This is a genomic window from Allohoeflea poritis (assembly GCF_027889715.1).
GTDB lineage: Bacteria > Pseudomonadota > Alphaproteobacteria > Rhizobiales > Rhizobiaceae > Hoeflea_A > Hoeflea_A poritis.
The window spans coordinates 1-17,590 of the sequence record NZ_JAPJZH010000033.1; the positions used below are offsets into that span (position 1 = coordinate 1).

At 58.8% G+C, this 17,590-nt stretch carries 21 protein-coding genes; 8 read left to right on the forward strand and 13 right to left on the reverse strand.

Annotated features, from left to right (window positions below; all coding sequences use genetic code 11):
* Positions 1-112 precede the first annotated feature (112 nt).
* Complete coding sequence (locus OOZ53_RS25795; RefSeq protein ID WP_271092673.1) at positions 113-1,345, reverse strand: hypothetical protein; 1,233 nt, start codon at positions 1,343-1,345, stop codon at positions 113-115.
* 438 nt (positions 1,346-1,783) lie between these two features.
* A complete protein-coding gene (locus OOZ53_RS25800; protein WP_271092674.1) occupies positions 1,784-2,431 on the reverse strand; it encodes a hypothetical protein in 648 nt (215 codons plus the stop codon).
* A gap of 250 nt (positions 2,432-2,681) precedes the next feature.
* On the opposite strand from OOZ53_RS25800, the gene OOZ53_RS25805 reads away from it, so the two are divergent.
* From OOZ53_RS25805 to OOZ53_RS25815, 3 genes are all read left to right on the forward strand, one after another.
* Entirely contained in the window at positions 2,682-3,233 is a 552-nt protein-coding gene (locus tag OOZ53_RS25805; RefSeq protein WP_271092675.1) for a phage tail tip lysozyme, read from the forward strand.
* A gap of 135 nt (positions 3,234-3,368) precedes the next feature.
* On the forward strand, positions 3,369-3,818 hold the full coding sequence (locus tag OOZ53_RS25810; protein WP_271092676.1) for a hypothetical protein: 450 nt from the start codon (positions 3,369-3,371) through the stop codon (positions 3,816-3,818).
* A gap of 65 nt (positions 3,819-3,883) precedes the next feature.
* Entirely contained in the window at positions 3,884-4,648 is a 765-nt protein-coding gene (locus OOZ53_RS25815) for a metallophosphoesterase (protein WP_271092677.1), read from the forward strand.
* Positions 4,649-4,687: 39 nt separating this feature from the next.
* On the opposite strand, the gene OOZ53_RS25820 is transcribed toward OOZ53_RS25815, so the two are convergent.
* On the reverse strand, positions 4,688-5,857 hold the full coding sequence (locus OOZ53_RS25820) for a cytochrome P450 (RefSeq protein WP_271092678.1): 1,170 nt from the start codon (positions 5,855-5,857) through the stop codon (positions 4,688-4,690).
* A 162-nt stretch (positions 5,858-6,019) separates the two neighbouring features.
* Between OOZ53_RS25820 and OOZ53_RS25825 the strand changes: the two genes are divergently transcribed.
* From OOZ53_RS25825 to OOZ53_RS25835, 3 genes are all read left to right on the forward strand, one after another.
* The gene (locus tag OOZ53_RS25825) at positions 6,020-6,613 is read left to right on the forward strand and encodes a class I SAM-dependent DNA methyltransferase (protein ID WP_271092680.1); all 594 of its coding nucleotides are present in this window, start codon (positions 6,020-6,022) and stop codon (positions 6,611-6,613) included.
* 51 nt (positions 6,614-6,664) lie between these two features.
* Entirely contained in the window at positions 6,665-7,222 is a 558-nt protein-coding gene (locus tag OOZ53_RS25830; protein ID WP_271092681.1) for a class I SAM-dependent methyltransferase, read from the forward strand.
* A 452-nt stretch (positions 7,223-7,674) separates the two neighbouring features.
* The gene (locus tag OOZ53_RS25835; protein WP_271092682.1) at positions 7,675-7,932 is read left to right on the forward strand and encodes a hypothetical protein; all 258 of its coding nucleotides are present in this window, start codon (positions 7,675-7,677) and stop codon (positions 7,930-7,932) included.
* On the opposite strand, the gene OOZ53_RS25840 is transcribed toward OOZ53_RS25835, so the two are convergent.
* The 4 genes from OOZ53_RS25840 to OOZ53_RS25855 form a co-directional block, all read right to left on the reverse strand.
* Positions 7,916-8,521 (reverse strand): class I SAM-dependent DNA methyltransferase, encoded by a 606-nt coding sequence (locus OOZ53_RS25840; RefSeq protein ID WP_271092683.1) that lies wholly within the window; start codon positions 8,519-8,521, stop codon positions 7,916-7,918. The genes OOZ53_RS25835 and OOZ53_RS25840 overlap by 17 nt on opposite strands.
* A gap of 7 nt (positions 8,522-8,528) precedes the next feature.
* On the reverse strand, positions 8,529-10,370 hold the full coding sequence (locus OOZ53_RS25845; RefSeq protein WP_271092684.1) for an adenylate/guanylate cyclase domain-containing protein: 1,842 nt from the start codon (positions 10,368-10,370) through the stop codon (positions 8,529-8,531).
* A 132-nt stretch (positions 10,371-10,502) separates the two neighbouring features.
* On the reverse strand, positions 10,503-11,126 hold the full coding sequence (locus OOZ53_RS25850) for a GyrI-like domain-containing protein (protein ID WP_271092685.1): 624 nt from the start codon (positions 11,124-11,126) through the stop codon (positions 10,503-10,505).
* Entirely contained in the window at positions 11,113-11,655 is a 543-nt protein-coding gene (locus OOZ53_RS25855; RefSeq protein ID WP_271092686.1) for a PadR family transcriptional regulator, read from the reverse strand. The genes OOZ53_RS25850 and OOZ53_RS25855 overlap by 14 nt, the downstream gene beginning before the upstream one ends.
* A gap of 222 nt (positions 11,656-11,877) precedes the next feature.
* Here OOZ53_RS25855 and OOZ53_RS25860 point away from each other — a divergent pair, with 222 nt between their 5' ends.
* Positions 11,878-12,312: a VOC family protein gene (locus OOZ53_RS25860; protein ID WP_271092687.1), complete on the forward strand. Its 435-nt coding sequence runs from the start codon at positions 11,878-11,880 to the stop codon at positions 12,310-12,312.
* Positions 12,313-12,358: 46 nt separating this feature from the next.
* Here OOZ53_RS25860 and OOZ53_RS25865 read toward each other — a convergent pair whose 3' ends face one another.
* The 6 genes from OOZ53_RS25865 to OOZ53_RS25890 all read right to left on the reverse strand — a co-directional run bounded on the left by OOZ53_RS25865 (position 12,359) and on the right by OOZ53_RS25890 (position 16,835).
* Entirely contained in the window at positions 12,359-12,913 is a 555-nt protein-coding gene (locus OOZ53_RS25865) for a MerR family transcriptional regulator (RefSeq protein WP_271092688.1), read from the reverse strand.
* Positions 12,914-13,066: 153 nt separating this feature from the next.
* Positions 13,067-13,390: an integration host factor subunit alpha gene (locus OOZ53_RS25870; protein ID WP_271092689.1), complete on the reverse strand. Its 324-nt coding sequence runs from the start codon at positions 13,388-13,390 to the stop codon at positions 13,067-13,069.
* Positions 13,391-13,533: 143 nt separating this feature from the next.
* A complete protein-coding gene (locus OOZ53_RS25875) occupies positions 13,534-14,505 on the reverse strand; it encodes a beta-ketoacyl-ACP synthase III (RefSeq protein ID WP_271092690.1) in 972 nt (323 codons plus the stop codon).
* 2 nt (positions 14,506-14,507) lie between these two features.
* A complete protein-coding gene (plsX, locus tag OOZ53_RS25880; protein ID WP_271092691.1) occupies positions 14,508-15,563 on the reverse strand; it encodes a phosphate acyltransferase PlsX in 1,056 nt (351 codons plus the stop codon).
* Positions 15,564-15,706: 143 nt separating this feature from the next.
* A complete protein-coding gene (locus tag OOZ53_RS25885) occupies positions 15,707-16,255 on the reverse strand; it encodes a YceD family protein (RefSeq protein ID WP_271092692.1) in 549 nt (182 codons plus the stop codon).
* Positions 16,248-16,835, reverse strand: coding sequence for a ubiquinol-cytochrome C chaperone family protein (locus OOZ53_RS25890; RefSeq protein WP_271092693.1), 588 nt, complete (start codon positions 16,833-16,835; stop codon positions 16,248-16,250). Before OOZ53_RS25890 ends, OOZ53_RS25885 begins: the two co-directional genes overlap by 8 nt.
* 211 nt (positions 16,836-17,046) lie before the next feature.
* Here OOZ53_RS25890 and OOZ53_RS25895 point away from each other — a divergent pair, with 211 nt between their 5' ends.
* Positions 17,047-17,520 carry an outer membrane protein assembly factor BamE gene (locus OOZ53_RS25895; RefSeq protein ID WP_271092694.1) on the forward strand — a complete coding sequence of 158 codons (474 nt, stop codon included), beginning with the start codon at positions 17,047-17,049 and terminating at the stop codon, positions 17,518-17,520.
* Positions 17,521-17,590 lie beyond the last annotated feature (70 nt).

A 17,590-nucleotide genomic window follows, 5' to 3' on the forward strand; every position in this document is an offset into this window, starting at 1 on the left:
TCGACACCTCACGCAAAAGCGAAAAGTGTTACCTATGTGTCCGGTACGTTTTGTTACCTATCTCTCAGGCCGGGCAAATACCGATTGTCATGATTGCCTTGGCCGATCGGGTTCAGCCCTTACCCTGCACCACCTCGTCGGCTATTCCGAACACGTCGGCCATTTGCGCATCCACCATGCGTGAGTAGTATTCCGCAGCGTTCGCCGCGCCTTGCCGGTAGTCTTCATAACTGGACGCGACTTTCAGTATCTTTTCGGCAAATTCCCGGTCGCTGGCCGCCGCCTCCGCATTGCCCAGAGACAGCAGTTCGGCATTGGCCATGCCGCGACTGAAGACCATGGGTTTATGGGAAAGCACACCATCGAGAATGATGCCGGAACCGCTCATGCCGTAGCGCCTGGTGCTGTAAGGCAGAAGCAGGATATCGACATCATGGACAAGCTTGCGAAATTCGTCGTCTGACATTCCGCTTGTCAGATACTGAATTGTTACGTCCGGGTTCTTGCGGGCGCCCAACCAGGTCCTGATTTCAAGAACCAACCTTCGGGCGCGCTTGCTCTTGACGGCCTGATAGACGAAACGGAACCGTTGCCCACTGTCATTTTCGGCGGCAAGTGCGCGCAGTTGATTCAGGATGGCCGGCACGCGATAGCTGCCTTTCTCGGCCCTCTGCCTTCCAAGTATTCCGACCTTGAACTCCTCGCCCGGCTGTTTCGCGACCGGCTGCAGCCTTGCGTCACCCGGCATGACAACGCAGGGCAGCATCAGCCTTCCGGAAACCGGAAGCCGGTAACGGCTTTCAATATGCGCCTGCAGTTCAGCCGTCTCGGTCAGAATACCGATCCGACCGGCCGCGCAGCATTCGCGGAGCCGCTGCAACAGTTGCGCATCCAGGCCAGCGACAATCTCATCGCTCAAAATACGCAATCTAATCGCCGGAACCGCACCACCCGCGCCCGTTTCCTGGAGAAGGATTGCGGCCGAGATCGTTTCCCGGCCAGCCGAAGGCACCAGAACAAGGTCCGAGTCGGTCGCCTGCAGCGCGTTCAGCGCGTCGCCAAGCGCCTCGGCAAACGCACGATACCGGTCCCCTACCGACGGCCCGACCGCCGATCCGTCATTGCCAGGGCCTTGTCCCCTCCGGTCCGATGCGGTTCCGGCGGACGGCAGAACGGGGTGCACGGCCTCAGGATCCAAAGTCCGCGAAAGCTTGAAGCCCCGCCGCGTCAGGGTGATTACGTCACAACCGGGCAGAAGCTTCCTGATCGCCTTGATCTGGGTGTGTTCATGGCCGTCCACAAACACAAGCTGGGGCTCGACGACAAATATGCGATTCCTCGGCATCGCCGCATTATTATTGGCTGCGGCCAAATTGCACAATTGCCGAATATAGTCCACGCCCGAAACTTTTTTGTGGCGGGAGTTCGCGCATTTCAGCGCGCAAAATCTGTCCGGTAGGAAGCGCCGGCGCCCATGTCACCAACTACGAGTTTTCCTGACAAGCGCGATTTTCGGGCTCAACAAATGCGTTGGGGATACAAACACAGTTTGTATCCCCATGCCGGCACCGCAATCCTTCGGGATATCGCGCCTCGTCCCCCGAAAAACAGCCCGTGCAACACCGCCCGATCCGCCGTTGCACTGGCTCCTGGCAGGAGGAGCCATGCGCAACGCTCTGTGCCTGCAATATCGTTCTGCACGGCACCAGGCCACGGATCTGTTGCACTGTTTTTATTACTTGCCGCAGTTAATAATTGCAAGTACCGCCATCTGGCATGGGTGTTAGTTGCGCGCCAGAAAGTCGAGAAAGCGGTAGCCGTTGGCGGGCCGGAAGTTCAATGTATCGATGAACAGGGCAACGTCTTTTGCCTCGACGGGAAGTGTCCCTGACTTGACGTCGACCGTATAGATTATATCCGCCCCGTCCAACCGGGCTTCCAAAAGCGTAACCACCATGGGTTCTGCCGATTTCAGCCCGTCGATTGCCAGGGCCGCACTGGGAGGGTCGGCCGCAAAGCCGTCCGACTGGTCAGCCGACCACAGTTTCACGAATTCCTCGTGACCGACAAATCCAGCGTCGCGCACCGGCCTGTCGGTAAAGTAGAATGTCGACGGTGCGAGCCTCTGCAGGGTCAGCTTGCCGTCCTTGAAGCGGAACGCCCCGGCCTGCTGAACGAAAAGATAGGCAGGCTCTATGATCGTCGTCGCGGGTTGTTTCCGATCGCCCTTGATGGCGTCTCCGGTTTCGCGAACGCCTTTCTCGATTGCCTCGCCCGTCTTGTCGACCCCCTTGCCGATCGCCTCGCCGGTTTCCCTCAGCGCCTTTCCAACGCCTTTCAGGACCTGCGCTTCGGCGAAGTGTGATGCGCCAAAAGCAAGAAAAACGGCCAACAACGCCGTGGTCATTCGTCCGGCAACGCGCGATCTCATCAAGCAGCCTCCGTTGGTCCGAAATATTGGACGTTCGCATTTGTCGAGCCGACTATAACCAAAGAGAATTTCGCCTGCTACCGCGAAGACTATTCGTCAAGACCGTGATATTTTTGCAATGCACTGACGGAAAGACCGGATGATACTTGGCTGCCAAGGGTTTCGCCACATTTCCAACACATTGCCGGCTTTGGACGGCGGTAACGCGGAGTGACGTCGTCCGCATAGCCCGTAAACAAACAGACAGCCAATGAAGAACCAAATCCTCGGCCTCGCGGCCGCCGCACTGATGCTCGCCGCCTGCTCATCAACCGTCGCTGACGAAAAAACGAATGTGCCTTTGCCCATCGCCAGCCGGTCCGGTACGGTGCAATTCGACCAGTTAAGCGGCTATAATGCGGCGCAGACCCAAATCGCGAACAAGATCACGTCACGGTTTGCCGCAGCCGGTTACGGCCGACCGCAGCAGGTGGCGGCCGTTTCTGTTGCAATCCGCGAATCGACGCTCAATCCGAAGGCCCACAACCGTGGCTGCAATTGTTTCGGACTGTTTCAGATGAACAGGAGCAACGGGCTTGGCAAGGGCCACTCGGTGTCGAACCTGACCAATGCCGATTACAACATTTCCCTTATCCTGAAAGAAGCAAGCCGGTTTCCGAGTTTCAAATCGGCAAGGACGGTCGATGAAGCCATCAGCGTCTTTGTCCGCAACGTGACGCGGCCCGCCAACAAGCCAAAGGTGGTCCGCGCCACCATCGGGACGGCCCGCAAGGTTGAAAAATCCGCCAAAGGCGCGACATAGAGCGCGCGCCGCGGCCGTTAAGCAAACTTGTCGATACCGCCCTTCCGACCCAAATAAGGCAAGACACGCCTTCAAGAAATGCAGTAGGTTGTTGACCTGTAGAAACTCTCGTCACAACAGGCATCAGGAACCAAAATGCTGCGCATTCTCGTCGATTTCCTATCCGGCATCATCCGCGTCCTGGCGGTACTTTGCATTGTCGGTGGTCCGGTCGTCGGCTACATCCAGTCCGCGGAAATGGATGCCCAGCCCTGGGAAGGCGCGCTGATCGGATTTGCCGCCGGATTCCTGATCGCCGTCGTGGTCGGCGGCCTGCTGGCGAGCGTCATCCTGGTGGAAAACCATCTGCGTGTGCTCGCCGACGCCCAGCTCAAGAAAGCGGCTGAACCCGCGCCGGAAGAAAAGTCCGCCGAGGAGAGTGCCATGGAGCGCGCGGAGCGCATAGCGAGCTTTGCACGCCAGTATCGCTCGCAGATGCCGCAACCGGCCACGGCGACCGATGCGCAGGCGGATACGGCCACGACGACAGAGACAGAAGCGGCCTCCGGGAATGGCAAGGATCAGGCCAAGGCCGGCACCAGTTGAGCCCCTTCCTTCCGGCGCACCTCCACCCGTGCGCCCCGGCGCAGGTCTGAGGGGCCGTTCGGGAGATGCGGGTATTCACCATTTCCGATCTGCATGTCGACTATCGCGAAAACGGCCGCTGGGTCGAAGCGCTCTCGCTTGCCGATTTCACCAACGATGCGCTGATCCTTGCCGGTGACCTGTCGGACTCGCTGCCCCGTATCGAAAAGAACCTGTCCCTGCTCGCCACGCGGTTTCGCCACGTGCTTTATGTGCCCGGGAACCACGATCTGTGGGTCTTGCGCGACAAGGGTATCGCAGATTCCTTCGACAAATTCAGCCATGTACAGAATGCCGTTCGAAACGGAGGCGCGCTCATGCAACCGCTTGACCTGGGCGCTGTATCGATCGTGCCATTGCTTTCCTGGTACGACTATTCCTTCGGCCAGCCTTCTGATGAGCTCAAAAGGCGCTGGATGGATTATCGGGCATGCCGTTGGCCGGACGGAACCAGTGAACGGAGCGTTGCCGAACGGTTTATTGAAATGAACGAACCGGTCTCGCGTCCAGCGAACCCGGTGGTCATTACCTTCTCCCATTTCATGCCGCGCATTGGCCTGATGCCGACATTCGCACCGCCGCGCTCGCGCATGCTGTTTCCGGTACTCGGAACGGAACTGCTCGATGCCCAGATCCGCCGCGCGGGTTCATCCATCCACATCTACGGCCACAGCCATATCAACCGGCGGGTGACGCGGGACGGCATACTCTATGTGAACAACGCATTCGGCTATCCGAACGAGGCCCGTTTCACGGCGAAGAAACTGCTGTGCATCTACGAGGAATCGTGACCGGAATGCGGATCATCCCGCGGTTGCGCATGGCACCTTTCAAGCCTTCCAAACCGCTGGCAGGTTGAGCGGACCGCGAAAGGCCCATCCACCCACCCTGACGGGCTCGCTGTCGTCAAGCTGCAATCCCGCGATGTGTTCGAAGATCATGGGCAGCGCGACCTCGGCCACCATTGCCCGCGATGCCGCCGCCCCGGCGCAGAAATGCGGCCCCGCGCCGAAAGGAATGCTCTTTTGCGTATCCCGGGACGCATCGAACCGGTCGGCGTCCTCAAAAAGCCCCTCATCCCGGTTCGCAGACGAAAACATGAAAAAGATGCGTTCCTCGGGTTCAAAGCTTACGCCACCGAATTCATAGGCTCTTGCAACGCGGCGCGGGGACATGCCGATCGGGGAGATCCAGCGGCAATATTCCTCGAACACCTGTTGCCAAGAGACCGTCCCCTCTTCTAGCAGCGCCATCTGTTCCGGATGGCTCAGCAGCGCCCATATGCATCCGGCAATCGCGTCGCGCGGTTCGTTCTGGCCGCCGGAAATCGTCAGCTTGATGTTGGCGCGGATGTTTTCCATGGGCATGCCGGCTTCAAGCATCACAGACAAAAGGCTCCGGTCCGGTTTGGCGCGGACCACAGGCAGCATGTCATCGATGGCGGCATCGATGCCGGCGGTTGCCCGGTGACACCGTTCCTCCACCGCCGGGTCACCGGCATAGTTCGATACGCCGTCGATCATTGCCTGGCTCCAGGCATCCATATCCTCAAAGCGCATATTGACCAGACCAGTCATCGATTTCAGCGACTGGGCCGAAAGCGGCATCGCATAGTGCTCCACCAGATCGCCCCGGCCCTGGGGCCGCAGCGCCTCGAGGATGGCACGGGCATGATCCTGGAACTGTGCCTTCCACACATCGCGCACAGCGCGCACCGAGACCGCCGGAAAATAGAGCTTGCGCTCGGCCATGTGCGCTTCGCCGTCCTTGCGCATCATGTTCTGACCCATGAGGACATTCATCAGCCCGCCCGGCTGGTCCGACGAAAACACCTCGACATTCTTCTCGCACGTGAAGATGTCGTCACGCCGAGTGAAGAGCGTCGCGCCCAGTTGCGGCACATAGGCGATCGGCGCGTCTCTTCGCATATTGGCAAGATCCGGATAGGGATCAGCCCAGAAGGCTTGCGGATCGATTTCGTAATGCGGGGCTGTCGACATCGTGCAGACTCCGGCCGGGACATGTTTGCCCGGCATTAAACAGCCGTTCGATGCAACCATCAACGGCCTGATCGACCGGGCGACGGCTTCCAAAGCCTACGTTTCGGCGTAAAGTGCCGGCACACGACCATCAGTACAGGCTATTTGCATGGGGCAGATGTCATGAGCGGAACCTGGGACGAACACGCCCGCGACTGGGATGACAATCCCGACGTGCGGGCCTATGCCGACAAGGCATTTGCCTCGCTGAAAGAACACACCGGCCCCGCTATCGGGGCAAACCGGTATGGCCGGGTGCTGGATTTCGGCTGCGGAACGGGATTGCTCAGTGAAAAGCTTGCACCGGTTGCCGGGCAGATCGTGGCCATCGACACGTCGTCCGCGATGATCGATGTGCTGAAGTCCAAGTCCATCGAAAACGTTATCGCTCTCTGCGTGGACATCGACGCCCCGTCAACGGTGAACCTGCCGGCGCTTGGGCAACCGTTCGATCTGATCGTCGCCTCATCGGCTCTTGCATTCGTACCGGACTACAGGACGATCGTGGGCAATCTGGTGCCGCTGCTGCGCGAAGGCGGCCTCTTTGTTCAATGGGACTGGCTGAAATCCGGCGACGGCGGTTTCGGACTGACATCGGCGGAGATTTCAGCCGCCTGCAAGGACGCCGGATTGGCGGATACAAGGGTTCTGGAGGCGTTTGTCATGGAGGGCATGGGCGACGCGATGACCGTGCTGATGGGTGTCGGCACGCGCTAGCCGCCTGTCGCTATCCCGGTGATCGTGCCGACACGTGACAGGAGTGCCGATATGAACACGGAAAGGCTCGGGCAATCCCGGTTAATAAACCTCGCCGCATTGCTTGGCGGCAAACTGATGAACAGTCCTCTGCGGCACCTGCTTATGCCGCCTCGGCGAACCCTGGAAGGCGCCGGCATCAAGCCCGGCCAGACCGTTCTGGAGGTTGGCTGCGGATCGGGCTTCTTCACGCTCGAAGCGGCGCGCATGATCGGCGACGAGGGACTGCTGATTGCAATGGATCCCTTGTCGGATTTCGTTGCGAACGTGGCTGACAAGGCCCGGGAAGCGGGTCTGGGAAATGTCGAAGCCATTCGGCGTGACGCATTACACACCGGACTGAACGACAATAGTGTGGATTTGGCCTTGCTGTTCGGCGTTGTGCCGTTCCCGACCCTCCCGCTCGGCAAGCTGCTGCCCGAAATGCACCGTGTGCTGCGGCCGGAGGGCGTAATGGCAGTCTGGTTGTTTCCCACAAAAGCGTTTGTTCCGGGCGCGATTGTGCGCTCTGGCCTTTTTATGCCGATCGGTAAAAAGAACGGTGTTTATCGTTACCGCCCAAAAGCTTAGTTCCAGAGCAAATCTGAGTTAGATTTGCGCTAGAGCGAGTTGTGATTAGATTGACGCATTTGATGGAGGAAAATCGGTTCACTCGGCTAGGCGCGTCGCGCAGCGCGATGCAGCGCATCGGGCAAGCGGCACAACGACGTCCGATGGGCCGATTTTCCCCACCCTTGAAAGGGGAGAAGATATTGGAAACGAATATGGAATGGGCCGTGCGATTTTGGCCTCTGGCGTCGTTGGCTCGCGCTTGTGGTGAGGGAACACCACGACGTGCAACCCGCCTGGCCAGTGACCAAAATCGCCGCGGTCAAATGCGTCAATCTAATCACAACTCGCTCCAGACACCGATCCGCCTCAATCCTGAGCGATCTTTCGGCCTCTATGAAACTTGTGCAATGCTCTATACGATATCGGGATTCGCCCTGACAGGGCGGCCAAATGAACAAGGCAAAAAATAAATGTCGCTGAAATCTGTTGCCGACAAAGCTGTGAACGAAATCTGCGAGGCTGCTTCTTCCGTATCCGAGGAGGAGCGTGTCGCGATCGCGAAGATCGTCGAAAGGGCCGTCGCCGATGCGGCCGTCAGCGCGTCGCAGCGCTGCGCGTTTATCGTCGGCTCGCACTTTGAATATGAGGAAGACAAGGCGCACCAGCTTGCCGAGCGACTGAAGCAGGAAGAGACGGCGCTGATCGCCAATCTCATGGGCATGCGCTAGTTGCGGTTGACGTCATCGCAATCCATGGCTCGACGTCGCCGGCCAGCCCGGGGTCCTCGCCGGTAACGATCCGGTCGATGCGAAAACCGGCGTGTTCGAGATGATCCGACAGCTCATCTTGCGAATAGTAGGCATAGTAGCGGTCAAGCCTGTCTCGCGCCTCACCGCCGCCAAGCTTCATACCGATATGGAACACGCCATCCGGAACCAGCGCGCGGTGGAGTGCCTTGAGATGTCTCGGGAAATCGGCCGGCGATGCGTGCAACAGGCTGAAATTCGCCCACACGCCATCATAGGCATCTACGGCGTCCAGTTCGTCGAACGTTGCCTGCCTCGCGCTGATGTCGTGCGTGGCATTGGCCAGTTGAACCATTTCGGCCGACGCATCCACGGCATCCACCCGCAGGCCGTGCTCACGCATGACTGCCGAGGCGTTCGCGGGACCGCAGCCCAGATCGAGGACAAATCCGTTCGACGGCAGACAGGCGATGAAGTGCATCAGCGTTGCATGCGGCCTGGTGCGTTTCGTGAGGCGAACATAGTCGCCGATGCGCAGATCATAGGCGGCAATGGTTCTTCGGTCCGCCATGATGTGCTCAGGCCGGCGTTGCCGTCTCGGCGGCGATTTGCGCTGTCCTCGTTCCAACGGGCTTCTCGCCGATCAACCGGAAAACTTCGACCGGCTTCGTCTTGCCCTTGACCGAGAAATTGCCGACAGGTGTAAACTCGAAGCCCTCGCCCGCCTCGGCAACGATCTGATCGCTGACGAGAATGATTGCGCGGGCGCCATCGTCCACGCCGTCGCACAGATCCTCGATGCGGCTTCCGGTATTCACCGTATCGCCGACCACGGTGTAGTTGATACGGCCGGGTGCGCCGATATTGCCGACGATCAACGGCCCGGTATGCAGGGAAATCTTGACCCTGAGATCCGGTCCGGTCCCGGCCTTCGCCGCCTCTTCCATCCTACGCTTGATAGCGAGTGCCGCCCGGCAGGCGCGCGCGGCACGATCGCTTTGGGCATCCGGCGCGCCCCAGAAGGCCATCGCCGCATCCCCGATATACTTGTCGATGGTCCCGCCTTCGGCCTCGATGCACTCGTTGACGATGGTGAAATGGTCGTTGAGGAATTTCGCCACCTCTCCTGGCGCCATATTCTCCGACATTTTGGTAAATCCGATTATGTCGGTGAACATCAGTGCAAGATCGCTCTCGGTCGAGGTCACCGTGCCGGATCCGCCCTGGGAGATGATGCGTCTGACCAGCGCGCGCGGAACATAGGTCTCAAATGTCCGCAATCCGTCGACCATGCGGTTGAAGGCGAGGATCTGGTTGTTGATTTCGCGGATGAAGGAGCCGCGCGGAATCTGGATGTTCTCCAGCTCAAGGTCCCCGACCTGCGCCTCCGCCTTCGACAGCTGAATGATCGGCCGCGCCAGATAGCGGGCCAAGAGGACGCCGAGCACGATCGCCACGATGAGCACCAGGAAGGCAACCGCCGTGGAGCCCAGCAGACGGATAAACTGATCGCCGATATCGGCGACATTCGCATAAACACCGATCCGCCATGGCTGCGGGCTGTAGCCGGAGACCTGCTTGCTCAGAAACAGATAGCCCTGATCGCCATATTCGACGATGGCGTTCTCGAAATCGCTGCCGGCCTGAGGAATGTCCGTTTCCCGCCGGGGAAAGGCCGCAAGGATGCGGTCGGCAAATCCTTCAAGGAACAGAAGATTGAGCAGCCTGTCCAGCCGTGAGCGCGGTGCAAGTTCCTCCATGCGCGGATGGGCGAGAACATGCTGGTTTCCATAGAGGATGAATGCCGTCATGCCGAGCGCGCCGCTGGCCTCGTCAACCAGTTTGGACAGGTTGGCGACGTCGATACCGGTCGCGAACGCACCCACATATTCGCCGTCGTGGTAAAGCGCCGTCTGCAGATTGATATAGGAGGTTCCGTCGATGGAAACCGGCGCGCTCCAGGCCGGCTGTTTGGGCGCGGTGGCCTCCGTCAGAGCAAGATTGTTGTCAGCGGCGGGCGGCACCGGTGTCACCACGCCGTCGACATCTTCGAACGCCACGACCGGTACGCGGTCCTTGTCCCAGATGATCACTCCCGAAACCTGCGGCGAAGATCCAAGAGAGCCCAGCAAAGTATCCCGGAGCTGCTGCTTGTTGGCCATGTCGATCTTGCCGGTTTCGACCAGATACACGAAATAGTCGGCCAGTTCCTCGGCCGGCTCGAGATAATCACGCAGGCGGGTCTCGAGGTTGGACATGGTCAGGGCGCCGGCTTCGCGCAGAAGCTCGACGGTATTCTTCAGATTGGCGGAGGCGGTGATGAAGAGGACCGTTCCGACGGACACGAGTATCAGCGTTCCGATGGCGGTCGAAAGCAGGACGGTCAGGCTGATGCGGCCAGCGCCGCGCAATAGTCTCACGCCCAGTTCCCCTGATTCATCGTGACGTTGCATCCCGAATGTAGGTTGTAAGTCCGGCCAGCGCAAAGGCGGTCCGCGTCGAACCGCCATTTATCCAATGAAACGATGGATTTAACGCCGGGTCACGCAGGGCTATGCTGCCCGTACAGGCTGACGCAGAACCGTTTTCAGTTTCTCGGGCGCGGTTTTTCGCGGGTCACCGAGATAGATCTCGTGGTGCTTGCCATTCTCGACAAGGCCGTTCTGCGGCAGGTATTCCTGGTGCAGCTTCTTCAGCACCGGGCCTTCTTCCGAATAGGGTCCGATATGCATGATCTGAACGGCATCGCCCTCATGGTAGGTTTCGAGCCGCAGCTTATCCAGCGCGGGCAGGTCATCCTGTCCGGCAAGACCTGTGCGAATACGCTCGAAATGCTCGGCAGTGATCCAGTCGGGCAGCATAATCATCACGGTCCAAAGCCATTGATCCTTGTCGCCGGTTATGAACACGTTCATGTCATCCGCCCACCACAGCGCCTGCAAGGGCGGCACCACATAGTCGCGCCCGAGTTCCTTCTTCGACAGGAACTTGAGCTTGAAAGCCATCGGATAAAGGACCGCAAGCGCCTGTGCATATTCGCCTCCGGGATCCTCGCCGGGGCTCCCCTTGCCGTCGATCATGAGAAAATTCAGCGGCGGCACGTCAATGCGGCTGAAGGCTTGCGCGGAAGGCGCGAAACAGACTTTCATCGTTTTCTTGAAATCAATCTTTTCCATGGTCGTCTCCAAGCGTTGCGGATGCGCGTTTCACCCAGTCGATTTCGGCGCGCAGAAGGGTTTGGCTGTAGTCGAAAAGCACTGATACGTGAGGCGGCAGGCCCATTGCCGCCTTACGTTTCGATTCCACACCGGCCGCAATCGACTCGAGCGCGCGACCACGCCGCTCGAGCGCTTCGATCGCTGTTGCGTGGTCGAGCGAGGGCCAGTTGGCCAATCCAAGAAGGACGGACGGGTAAAGGGGATGCGGCTCCGACAGGGCACGAATGGTCGTGCGGGTGAACCGTTCCCTCGCCTTCGCGGTCGGCCGGTATATCTTGCGTGTCTTCTTTTCCGGGTCCGGCCTGCTTTCGGCGAGGCCGCGTTTTTCGAGCCTGCCCAAAATGTAGTAGATCGATGAGAAGGCAAGTTCGGTCCACTCGCGCATGCCCCGCTGTTCGATCAGACGATCGAGATCGTATCCGTGGCACGGTCTTTCCATCAGCAGGCCGAGGATCGCGTATTCGGCGTTGGTCAGTTCGTCTTTCATTACTCTAGTACTAGAATAAAAATCCGAACTTGGCAACACCCGGATGGCGGCGCCGCTTTTTTTACCTGGCCTGGAGTGGCTTTCACCTGCCCTTCGGCGACGTCAAGATATGTCGTCAGTTAGCCCGAAACGGGACATCAAAACCGGAACGAAGTTCGGTGATACGACATCGCAAAAGTGGTATTATTTCGTATTTTCTACTTTTACTTGGAGAGATTTCAGATGCTGAAGAATCCGGATCATGTGACGGTCGTCGTCACCGAGCTCGAACCAAGCAGAGCCTTTTTCGAGCTTCTGGGCTTCGAAGCGGAAATCGAGAAAGTCATATCCGGAGACGTCTTCGACGAATATATGGGCGTGGATGATGTCGAGGCCGATCATGTGACCATGGTTCTGAAAGGCGCAGATCCGCGTTTCGAGATTCAGCTCCTGCACTACCGCCGACCGACTGTCACATCCGACCCGGACATCCGCAACCTGGCGCGGCCGGGATATAATCATCTGTGTTTTGCCGTGGAGAACATCGAGGCGGAGGTCGAACGTCTGCGTCAGGCCGACGTGACCTTCCGCAGCGAGCTGATGAATTTCAACAAGCGCAAGCTTATATTTCTTGAAGGACCCGAGGGCATCACGATCGAGTTTGCCGAATCGGACTGATGCGCTTTCCCGTTACGAGCGGGCGTAAACCGGATTCGGAATCCGGTCAGCGCACCTGGTCCAGAAGCCGCTTGCATTCCAGCAGATCGTAAAGCGCTTCCTGGAGGAGCTCCTTGTCCTCCTTTGACAGGCCCGAACCGCCCTGCCCGCCGGTTGCTTCCGGCCCGCCTGCACCCGGTGCGCTACGCATCTGCGCACGGTCCCCGGGCACCTTGGCATGTCCGACGATCCGGTCGCCGTCGAAACCGCCGTCATCGCCATTCACGGCAGCCGGCGTTTCGGCCGCCTCGGACTTGGTGAAGGACGCAAGCGCCTCGGCGGCCGTCGCCTCTCCCGAGCCGATTGCAACGGCGAATTTCGAGCCGTTCTGCCTGAGCAGTTTCTGAACGCCCTTGATCGTGTAGCCATGATCGTAAAGCAGGTGCCGGATACCCTTTAGAAGGTCTATGTCGTCCGGTCTATAGTAACGGCGGCCGCCACCGCGCTTCATCGGTTTTATCTGATTGAAGCGTGTCTCCCAAAAACGCAACACGTGCTGTGGCAGGTCCAACTCGTCCGCCACCTCACTAATGGTACGAAATGCGTCCGGGCTTTTGTCCATTCTCCTGAAATCCCAACCAACAGTAGCAAGCCGCCGCCACCCTGCCGCAAGCCGTCTCCCAGCAAGCTCTGCTATTGCGGCAGTATTGAGTCGCATTGCACCGCGCACAGCAAAAACATGCAAGCGCTGTCAGTGCAAAGTGTGTGGATTGATCTAGAGTTTACCGGAGTTCTTGCGCTTTACGTGCGCATCGAGCACACGTTTCTTCAGAACATTTGACGCCTTGAATGTCATTACCCGCCGCGGTGAGATCGGAACCTCTTCACCGGTCTTCGGGTTGCGGCCGATTCGTTCGTTCTTGTCTCTGATCTGGAATGTCGCGAAAGAGGAAAGCTTGACGCTTTCACCGCGGACGATCGCATTGCAGACTTCGTCGATGACCATTTCGACAAGCGAGGCAGATTCGGTTCTTGAAAGTCCTACCTTGCGGAAGACCGCTTCCGCCAGATCCGCTCTCGTGACCGTCTTACCACCCATTGAAACCCAACAATCCCCGCATTTTGTTATCAGGCGACGCCCGCAGGCCTCAAACAGTATTGACGTTGGCAGGCCCGGTCAAGACGTGATTATGCTGCGCCGCATCTCAAGCATATGAAAGTCGTGCTCTTTTTGTCACAGTGCTACCAGCGCACCATGACAGCTCCCCAGGTGAAGCCGCCGCCCATTGCCTCCAGAAGCACGATGTCGTTTTCCTTGATGCGGCCGTCCTCAATTGCGTCAACAAGCGCCAGCGGAATCGACGCGGCGGAGGTGTTGCCGTATCGCTCAACGGTAATGACGACCTTTTCGGGATCGATGCCGAGCTTGCGTGCGGACGCGTCGATGATGCGCTTGTTGGCCTGGTGCGGAACAAACCAGTCGATGTCTTCGGCGGTCATGCCGGTGGCATCGAATACGGATTCAATGACGTCAGTGATCATGCCGACGGCGTGCTTGAAGACCTCGCGGCCCTGCATGCGCAGATGTCCAACGGTCTGCGTCGAGGACGGGCCGCCATCGACATAAAGCTTGTCCTTGTGACTGCCGTCCGAACGCAGCTTTGAGGCAAGAACGCCACGGTCGCCAAGATCTCCTGCCGATTCAACTGCTTCCAGTATGATGGCGCCCGCGCCATCACCGAAAAGCACGCAGGTCGTGCGGTCCTTCCAGTCGAGTATCCTGGAAAAGGTTTCCGAACCGATCACCAGCGCGCGCTTCGCCAGTCCGCCACGCAGATAGGCGTCCGCCGTGGTTACGGCATAGACGAAGCCGGTGCAGACGGCCTGCACGTCGAAGGCAGCACCGTGCCGCATGCCGAGCCGGTTCTGGATATCGACCGCTGCCGCCGGAAAGGTGTTGTCGGGTGTCGATGTGGCTACGATGATCAGATCGATATCGTCCGGTGTGAGGCCGGCTTTTTTCAATGCCGCGCGCGCCGCGCCCTCGCCCAGCGTGCAAGTGGTCTCGTCGTCCGAGGCGACATATCGCTGCCGGATGCCGGTCCGCTGAATTATCCACTCATCGGTCGTGTCGACGACGCCTTCAAGTTCCTGATTGGTCACGACCCGCCTGGGCAGACAGGCGCCATAACCACGCACCACTGATCGGATCATTCTCACCCCTGATTTTCTTCCACGAGCTCGCCGTTGACGGGTAGCCTGGCGTGAAAGAGTTTCAAATCGTCCTCGATCTTGGAAATAAGGTTGTTGCGCGCCATGTCATGGGCAACATCGACAGCAGCCGCAAAACCGTCCGCGTCGGTGCCGCCATGGCTCTTGATCACAATGCCGTTGAGGCCCAGGAAGACGCCGCCATTGACCTTGTTGGGGTCCATTTTCTCGCGCAGCCGGTCAAAAGCACTTTTCGCCATGAGATAGCCCAGACGCGCCAGCCACGTCCGGTTCATGGCGGCGCGCAGATATTCGCCGATCTGCCGGGCCGTGCCCTCGGCAGCTTTCAGGGCGATGTTGCCCGAAAACCCTTCCGTCACGACAACATCGACCGTGCCCTTGCCGAGATCGTCACCCTCGACAAAGCCGCGATAGTCCATGCCCGGCAACTCGCTGGCCTTGAGAATACGCCCCGCTTCCTTGACCTCTTCCTGCCCCTTGATTTCCTCGACACCGATGTTGAGCAGCCCCACCGTCGGGCGGTCGATCTCAAACAGGGCACGTGCCATGGCCGCGCCCATCATCGAAAAATCAATCAGCTGCTGGGCATCGGCACCAACCGTCGCGCCGACATCCAGCACGATGCTCTCGCCTCGAACGGTGGGCCAGATCGCGGCAATCGCCGGACGCTCGATATTGGCCATGGTGCGCAGGCAGAATCGCGACATTGCCATCAACGCACCGGTGTTGCCGGCGGACACGCAAACATCGGCGTCTCCGTTCTTCACCGCCTCTATGCAGCGCCACATGGACGAGCGCCACCGGCCCTGCCGGAGCGCCTTGCTGGGCTTGTCATCCATGCGCACGGCGACATCGCAATGGTAAAACTCGCTGGCGCTCTTCAGCTTCGGGAACTGATCCAGGATCGGTGCGCACTGCTCCTCTATCCCATAGAGCTGGAATCGCAGTTCGGGGTATCGGTCGAGAGATTTGGCAAGTCCGGGAATTGCCACTTCAGGCCCGAAATCGCCTCCCATCACATCCACTGACACGGTGATCAATCTACAAATCCCTCATGGCGCTGCCTGCGTCTTGGCGGTCAGCCCTCTCCCCGGCGCGCTGAAAATACTCGTTTTGGGCTGGCATACAACAGAATTGTCCCGCAGTTCGGCTCGTGTCCAGTGTTTAACGGAGTAAATCCGGTTCAGTGTTGCTTCCAGCGTTCAAGACCGGCGAACGGCGACGGCTTCTCTTCCGTCTGCTGCCGATCATCTGGAGAATCCAGAACGGCGCCCTCTTTACGCGGATAGGGATCGATTGCCAATACGATGAATTCCTCGCAGACCGACCCGACATCGATGGTATCGCCGTGAAATGATTCCGGTATGTCCGGACCCTCGGCGTCGAACACGATCTCGCCGTTCTCGTCGGTGGCTATTCGGGCAAGTTTCGAGCCCTCGGGAACGAACAGAGCATCGACGGGCTCGTCTATTGTCGTTGTGACAGGCTCCAGGGTGACAACACAGCTCTGCTCGATGCTGGCCTGCACCCTGCCTTTGACGCGGACGCCATCGCGCTTCCAGCGGGTGAGTTCCAGAACCGCGGACACATCGTCGATTCTGGAAACGCCCCAACGTTCCGCCATTTCAAGCCGCTCCTTCGAATCGGCCTCGAGACTGACTGTCACCGGCTTTGCGGACAGATGCCCGACATTGACGCGGTAGTGGAATAATTCGGTATTTTTTTCAGCCATTTATTCGACTTTCCTGCGAGGTCGATTCAGGACCCGGCATGAGCACTCCCGCCAGCAGATCCGCTTCATCCAGATGCTTGAAAACATCATCAAGGCGCATCACTTCGGCGGCGAGCGGCGCCATATCTTCCACCGCGACCTCGGATTGGCCGGCCTCGAACGCGCGTTCCGGGGGATAGATATTGCGAAACAACACGTCCGCCAACTCATCGGCATTGCCGTCGTTCAGCGCATCGCCGCAGGATTGCGCGCGACCATAGAACATGCGCGCCAGTCTCTTCATGCGTTTCGGCACTGAAACATCACCCACACCCAATTCTCTCAGCGCGTGATCCATATCCTCGAAAAAGGTGTCGACAACGTCTTGAGCCAACTGCCGCAGCGCCGGACTGCCGCCATCGGTCCGTCGAAAAAACAGGACCATGACAACACACAACATCTCAAAGCGTCCCATCACAGTGTCCGGAACGTTCATTTGCGCATAGTATGCCGGATTTCGGGCAAACTCGGTCAACTGCCGATAGAGCCGATCGACGATTTCCCGATTTTTGCGTTTTCGGCTAAAATACCCGAAGATCATAATTTACCTCTGCCGCCATATTTTCGGCACCGCATTGCGCCATTGGATGCGGACAATCGAACCGGCCGGTTGCATCCGCAGCGCCGCTGGTTTACCGAAGCAGGCGGGAAAAGCAATGGTTGGAGCAGGTTAAGCGAACCTGCCCCGGAGTACTCGACCGGTAGGGGAGATATTGTTGAAGCGGCACATTTTCAACTCGAAACGGCGCAGAATGATTGCCGGAACAACGACGCTGCTTCTGTCTGCTGCGTTTTTGGCCGGCTGCAACAGCACCAGCGAGGTCTTCACACAAGGTTATGTCGTCGACGAGCAGACGCTTGAACTCGTACCGCCGGGATCGAGCAAGGAACAGGTTCTGCTTTCGCTGGGAACGCCGACCACCAAAGGCGATTACGGCCAGGAAGCTTTCTACTACATTTCGCAAAAACGCGTGCGCTCGGCGATGTTCATGAAACCGCGCCTGGTCGAGCAGTCCATTCTGGCCGTCTATTTCGACGACGAGGAAACGGTTTCGAACATAGCGAATTACACGATGCAGGACGGCAAGGTGTTCGACACGATCCGCCGCACGACGCCGACGGGCGGAAAGGAAGAAACCTTCCTCAGCAGGGCTCTGTCCAATGTCAGTTCCTCCGGCCAGTCCAGGGCTCAGGATATCCTGACGGGCGGCAACAGCGGGCTCTAGGTCTAATCGACATTCAGGATTCATTTTTGGTTTGATGTGTGATTCATGGGTATCCAGATTCGATTGTCTG

Excerpts from the sequence above, each read along its gene's own strand:
- OOZ53_RS25795 (WP_271092673.1), bottom strand. The coding sequence starts at position 1,345 with ATGCCGAGGAATCGCATATTTGTCGTCGAGCCCCAGCTTGTGTTTGTG.
- OOZ53_RS25800 (WP_271092674.1), bottom strand. The coding sequence starts at position 2,431 with ATGAGATCGCGCGTTGCCGGACGAATGACCACGGCGTTGTTGGCCGTT.
- OOZ53_RS25805 (WP_271092675.1), top strand. The coding sequence starts at position 2,682 with ATGAAGAACCAAATCCTCGGCCTCGCGGCCGCCGCACTGATGCTCGCC.
- OOZ53_RS25810 (WP_271092676.1), top strand. The coding sequence starts at position 3,369 with ATGCTGCGCATTCTCGTCGATTTCCTATCCGGCATCATCCGCGTCCTG.
- OOZ53_RS25815 (WP_271092677.1), top strand. The coding sequence starts at position 3,884 with ATGCGGGTATTCACCATTTCCGATCTGCATGTCGACTATCGCGAAAAC.
- OOZ53_RS25820 (WP_271092678.1), bottom strand. The coding sequence starts at position 5,857 with ATGTCGACAGCCCCGCATTACGAAATCGATCCGCAAGCCTTCTGGGCT.
- OOZ53_RS25825 (WP_271092680.1), top strand. The coding sequence starts at position 6,020 with ATGAGCGGAACCTGGGACGAACACGCCCGCGACTGGGATGACAATCCC.
- OOZ53_RS25830 (WP_271092681.1), top strand. The coding sequence starts at position 6,665 with ATGAACACGGAAAGGCTCGGGCAATCCCGGTTAATAAACCTCGCCGCA.
- OOZ53_RS25835 (WP_271092682.1), top strand. The coding sequence starts at position 7,675 with ATGTCGCTGAAATCTGTTGCCGACAAAGCTGTGAACGAAATCTGCGAG.
- OOZ53_RS25840 (WP_271092683.1), bottom strand. The coding sequence starts at position 8,521 with ATGGCGGACCGAAGAACCATTGCCGCCTATGATCTGCGCATCGGCGAC.
- OOZ53_RS25850 (WP_271092685.1), bottom strand. The coding sequence starts at position 11,126 with ATGGAAAAGATTGATTTCAAGAAAACGATGAAAGTCTGTTTCGCGCCT.
- OOZ53_RS25855 (WP_271092686.1), bottom strand. The coding sequence starts at position 11,655 with ATGAAAGACGAACTGACCAACGCCGAATACGCGATCCTCGGCCTGCTG.
- OOZ53_RS25860 (WP_271092687.1), top strand. The coding sequence starts at position 11,878 with ATGCTGAAGAATCCGGATCATGTGACGGTCGTCGTCACCGAGCTCGAA.
- OOZ53_RS25865 (WP_271092688.1), bottom strand. The coding sequence starts at position 12,913 with ATGGACAAAAGCCCGGACGCATTTCGTACCATTAGTGAGGTGGCGGAC.
- OOZ53_RS25870 (WP_271092689.1), bottom strand. The coding sequence starts at position 13,390 with ATGGGTGGTAAGACGGTCACGAGAGCGGATCTGGCGGAAGCGGTCTTC.
- OOZ53_RS25875 (WP_271092690.1), bottom strand. The coding sequence starts at position 14,505 with ATGATCCGATCAGTGGTGCGTGGTTATGGCGCCTGTCTGCCCAGGCGG.
- OOZ53_RS25885 (WP_271092692.1), bottom strand. The coding sequence starts at position 16,255 with ATGGCTGAAAAAAATACCGAATTATTCCACTACCGCGTCAATGTCGGG.
- OOZ53_RS25890 (WP_271092693.1), bottom strand. The coding sequence starts at position 16,835 with ATGATCTTCGGGTATTTTAGCCGAAAACGCAAAAATCGGGAAATCGTC.
- OOZ53_RS25895 (WP_271092694.1), top strand. The coding sequence starts at position 17,047 with ATGATTGCCGGAACAACGACGCTGCTTCTGTCTGCTGCGTTTTTGGCC.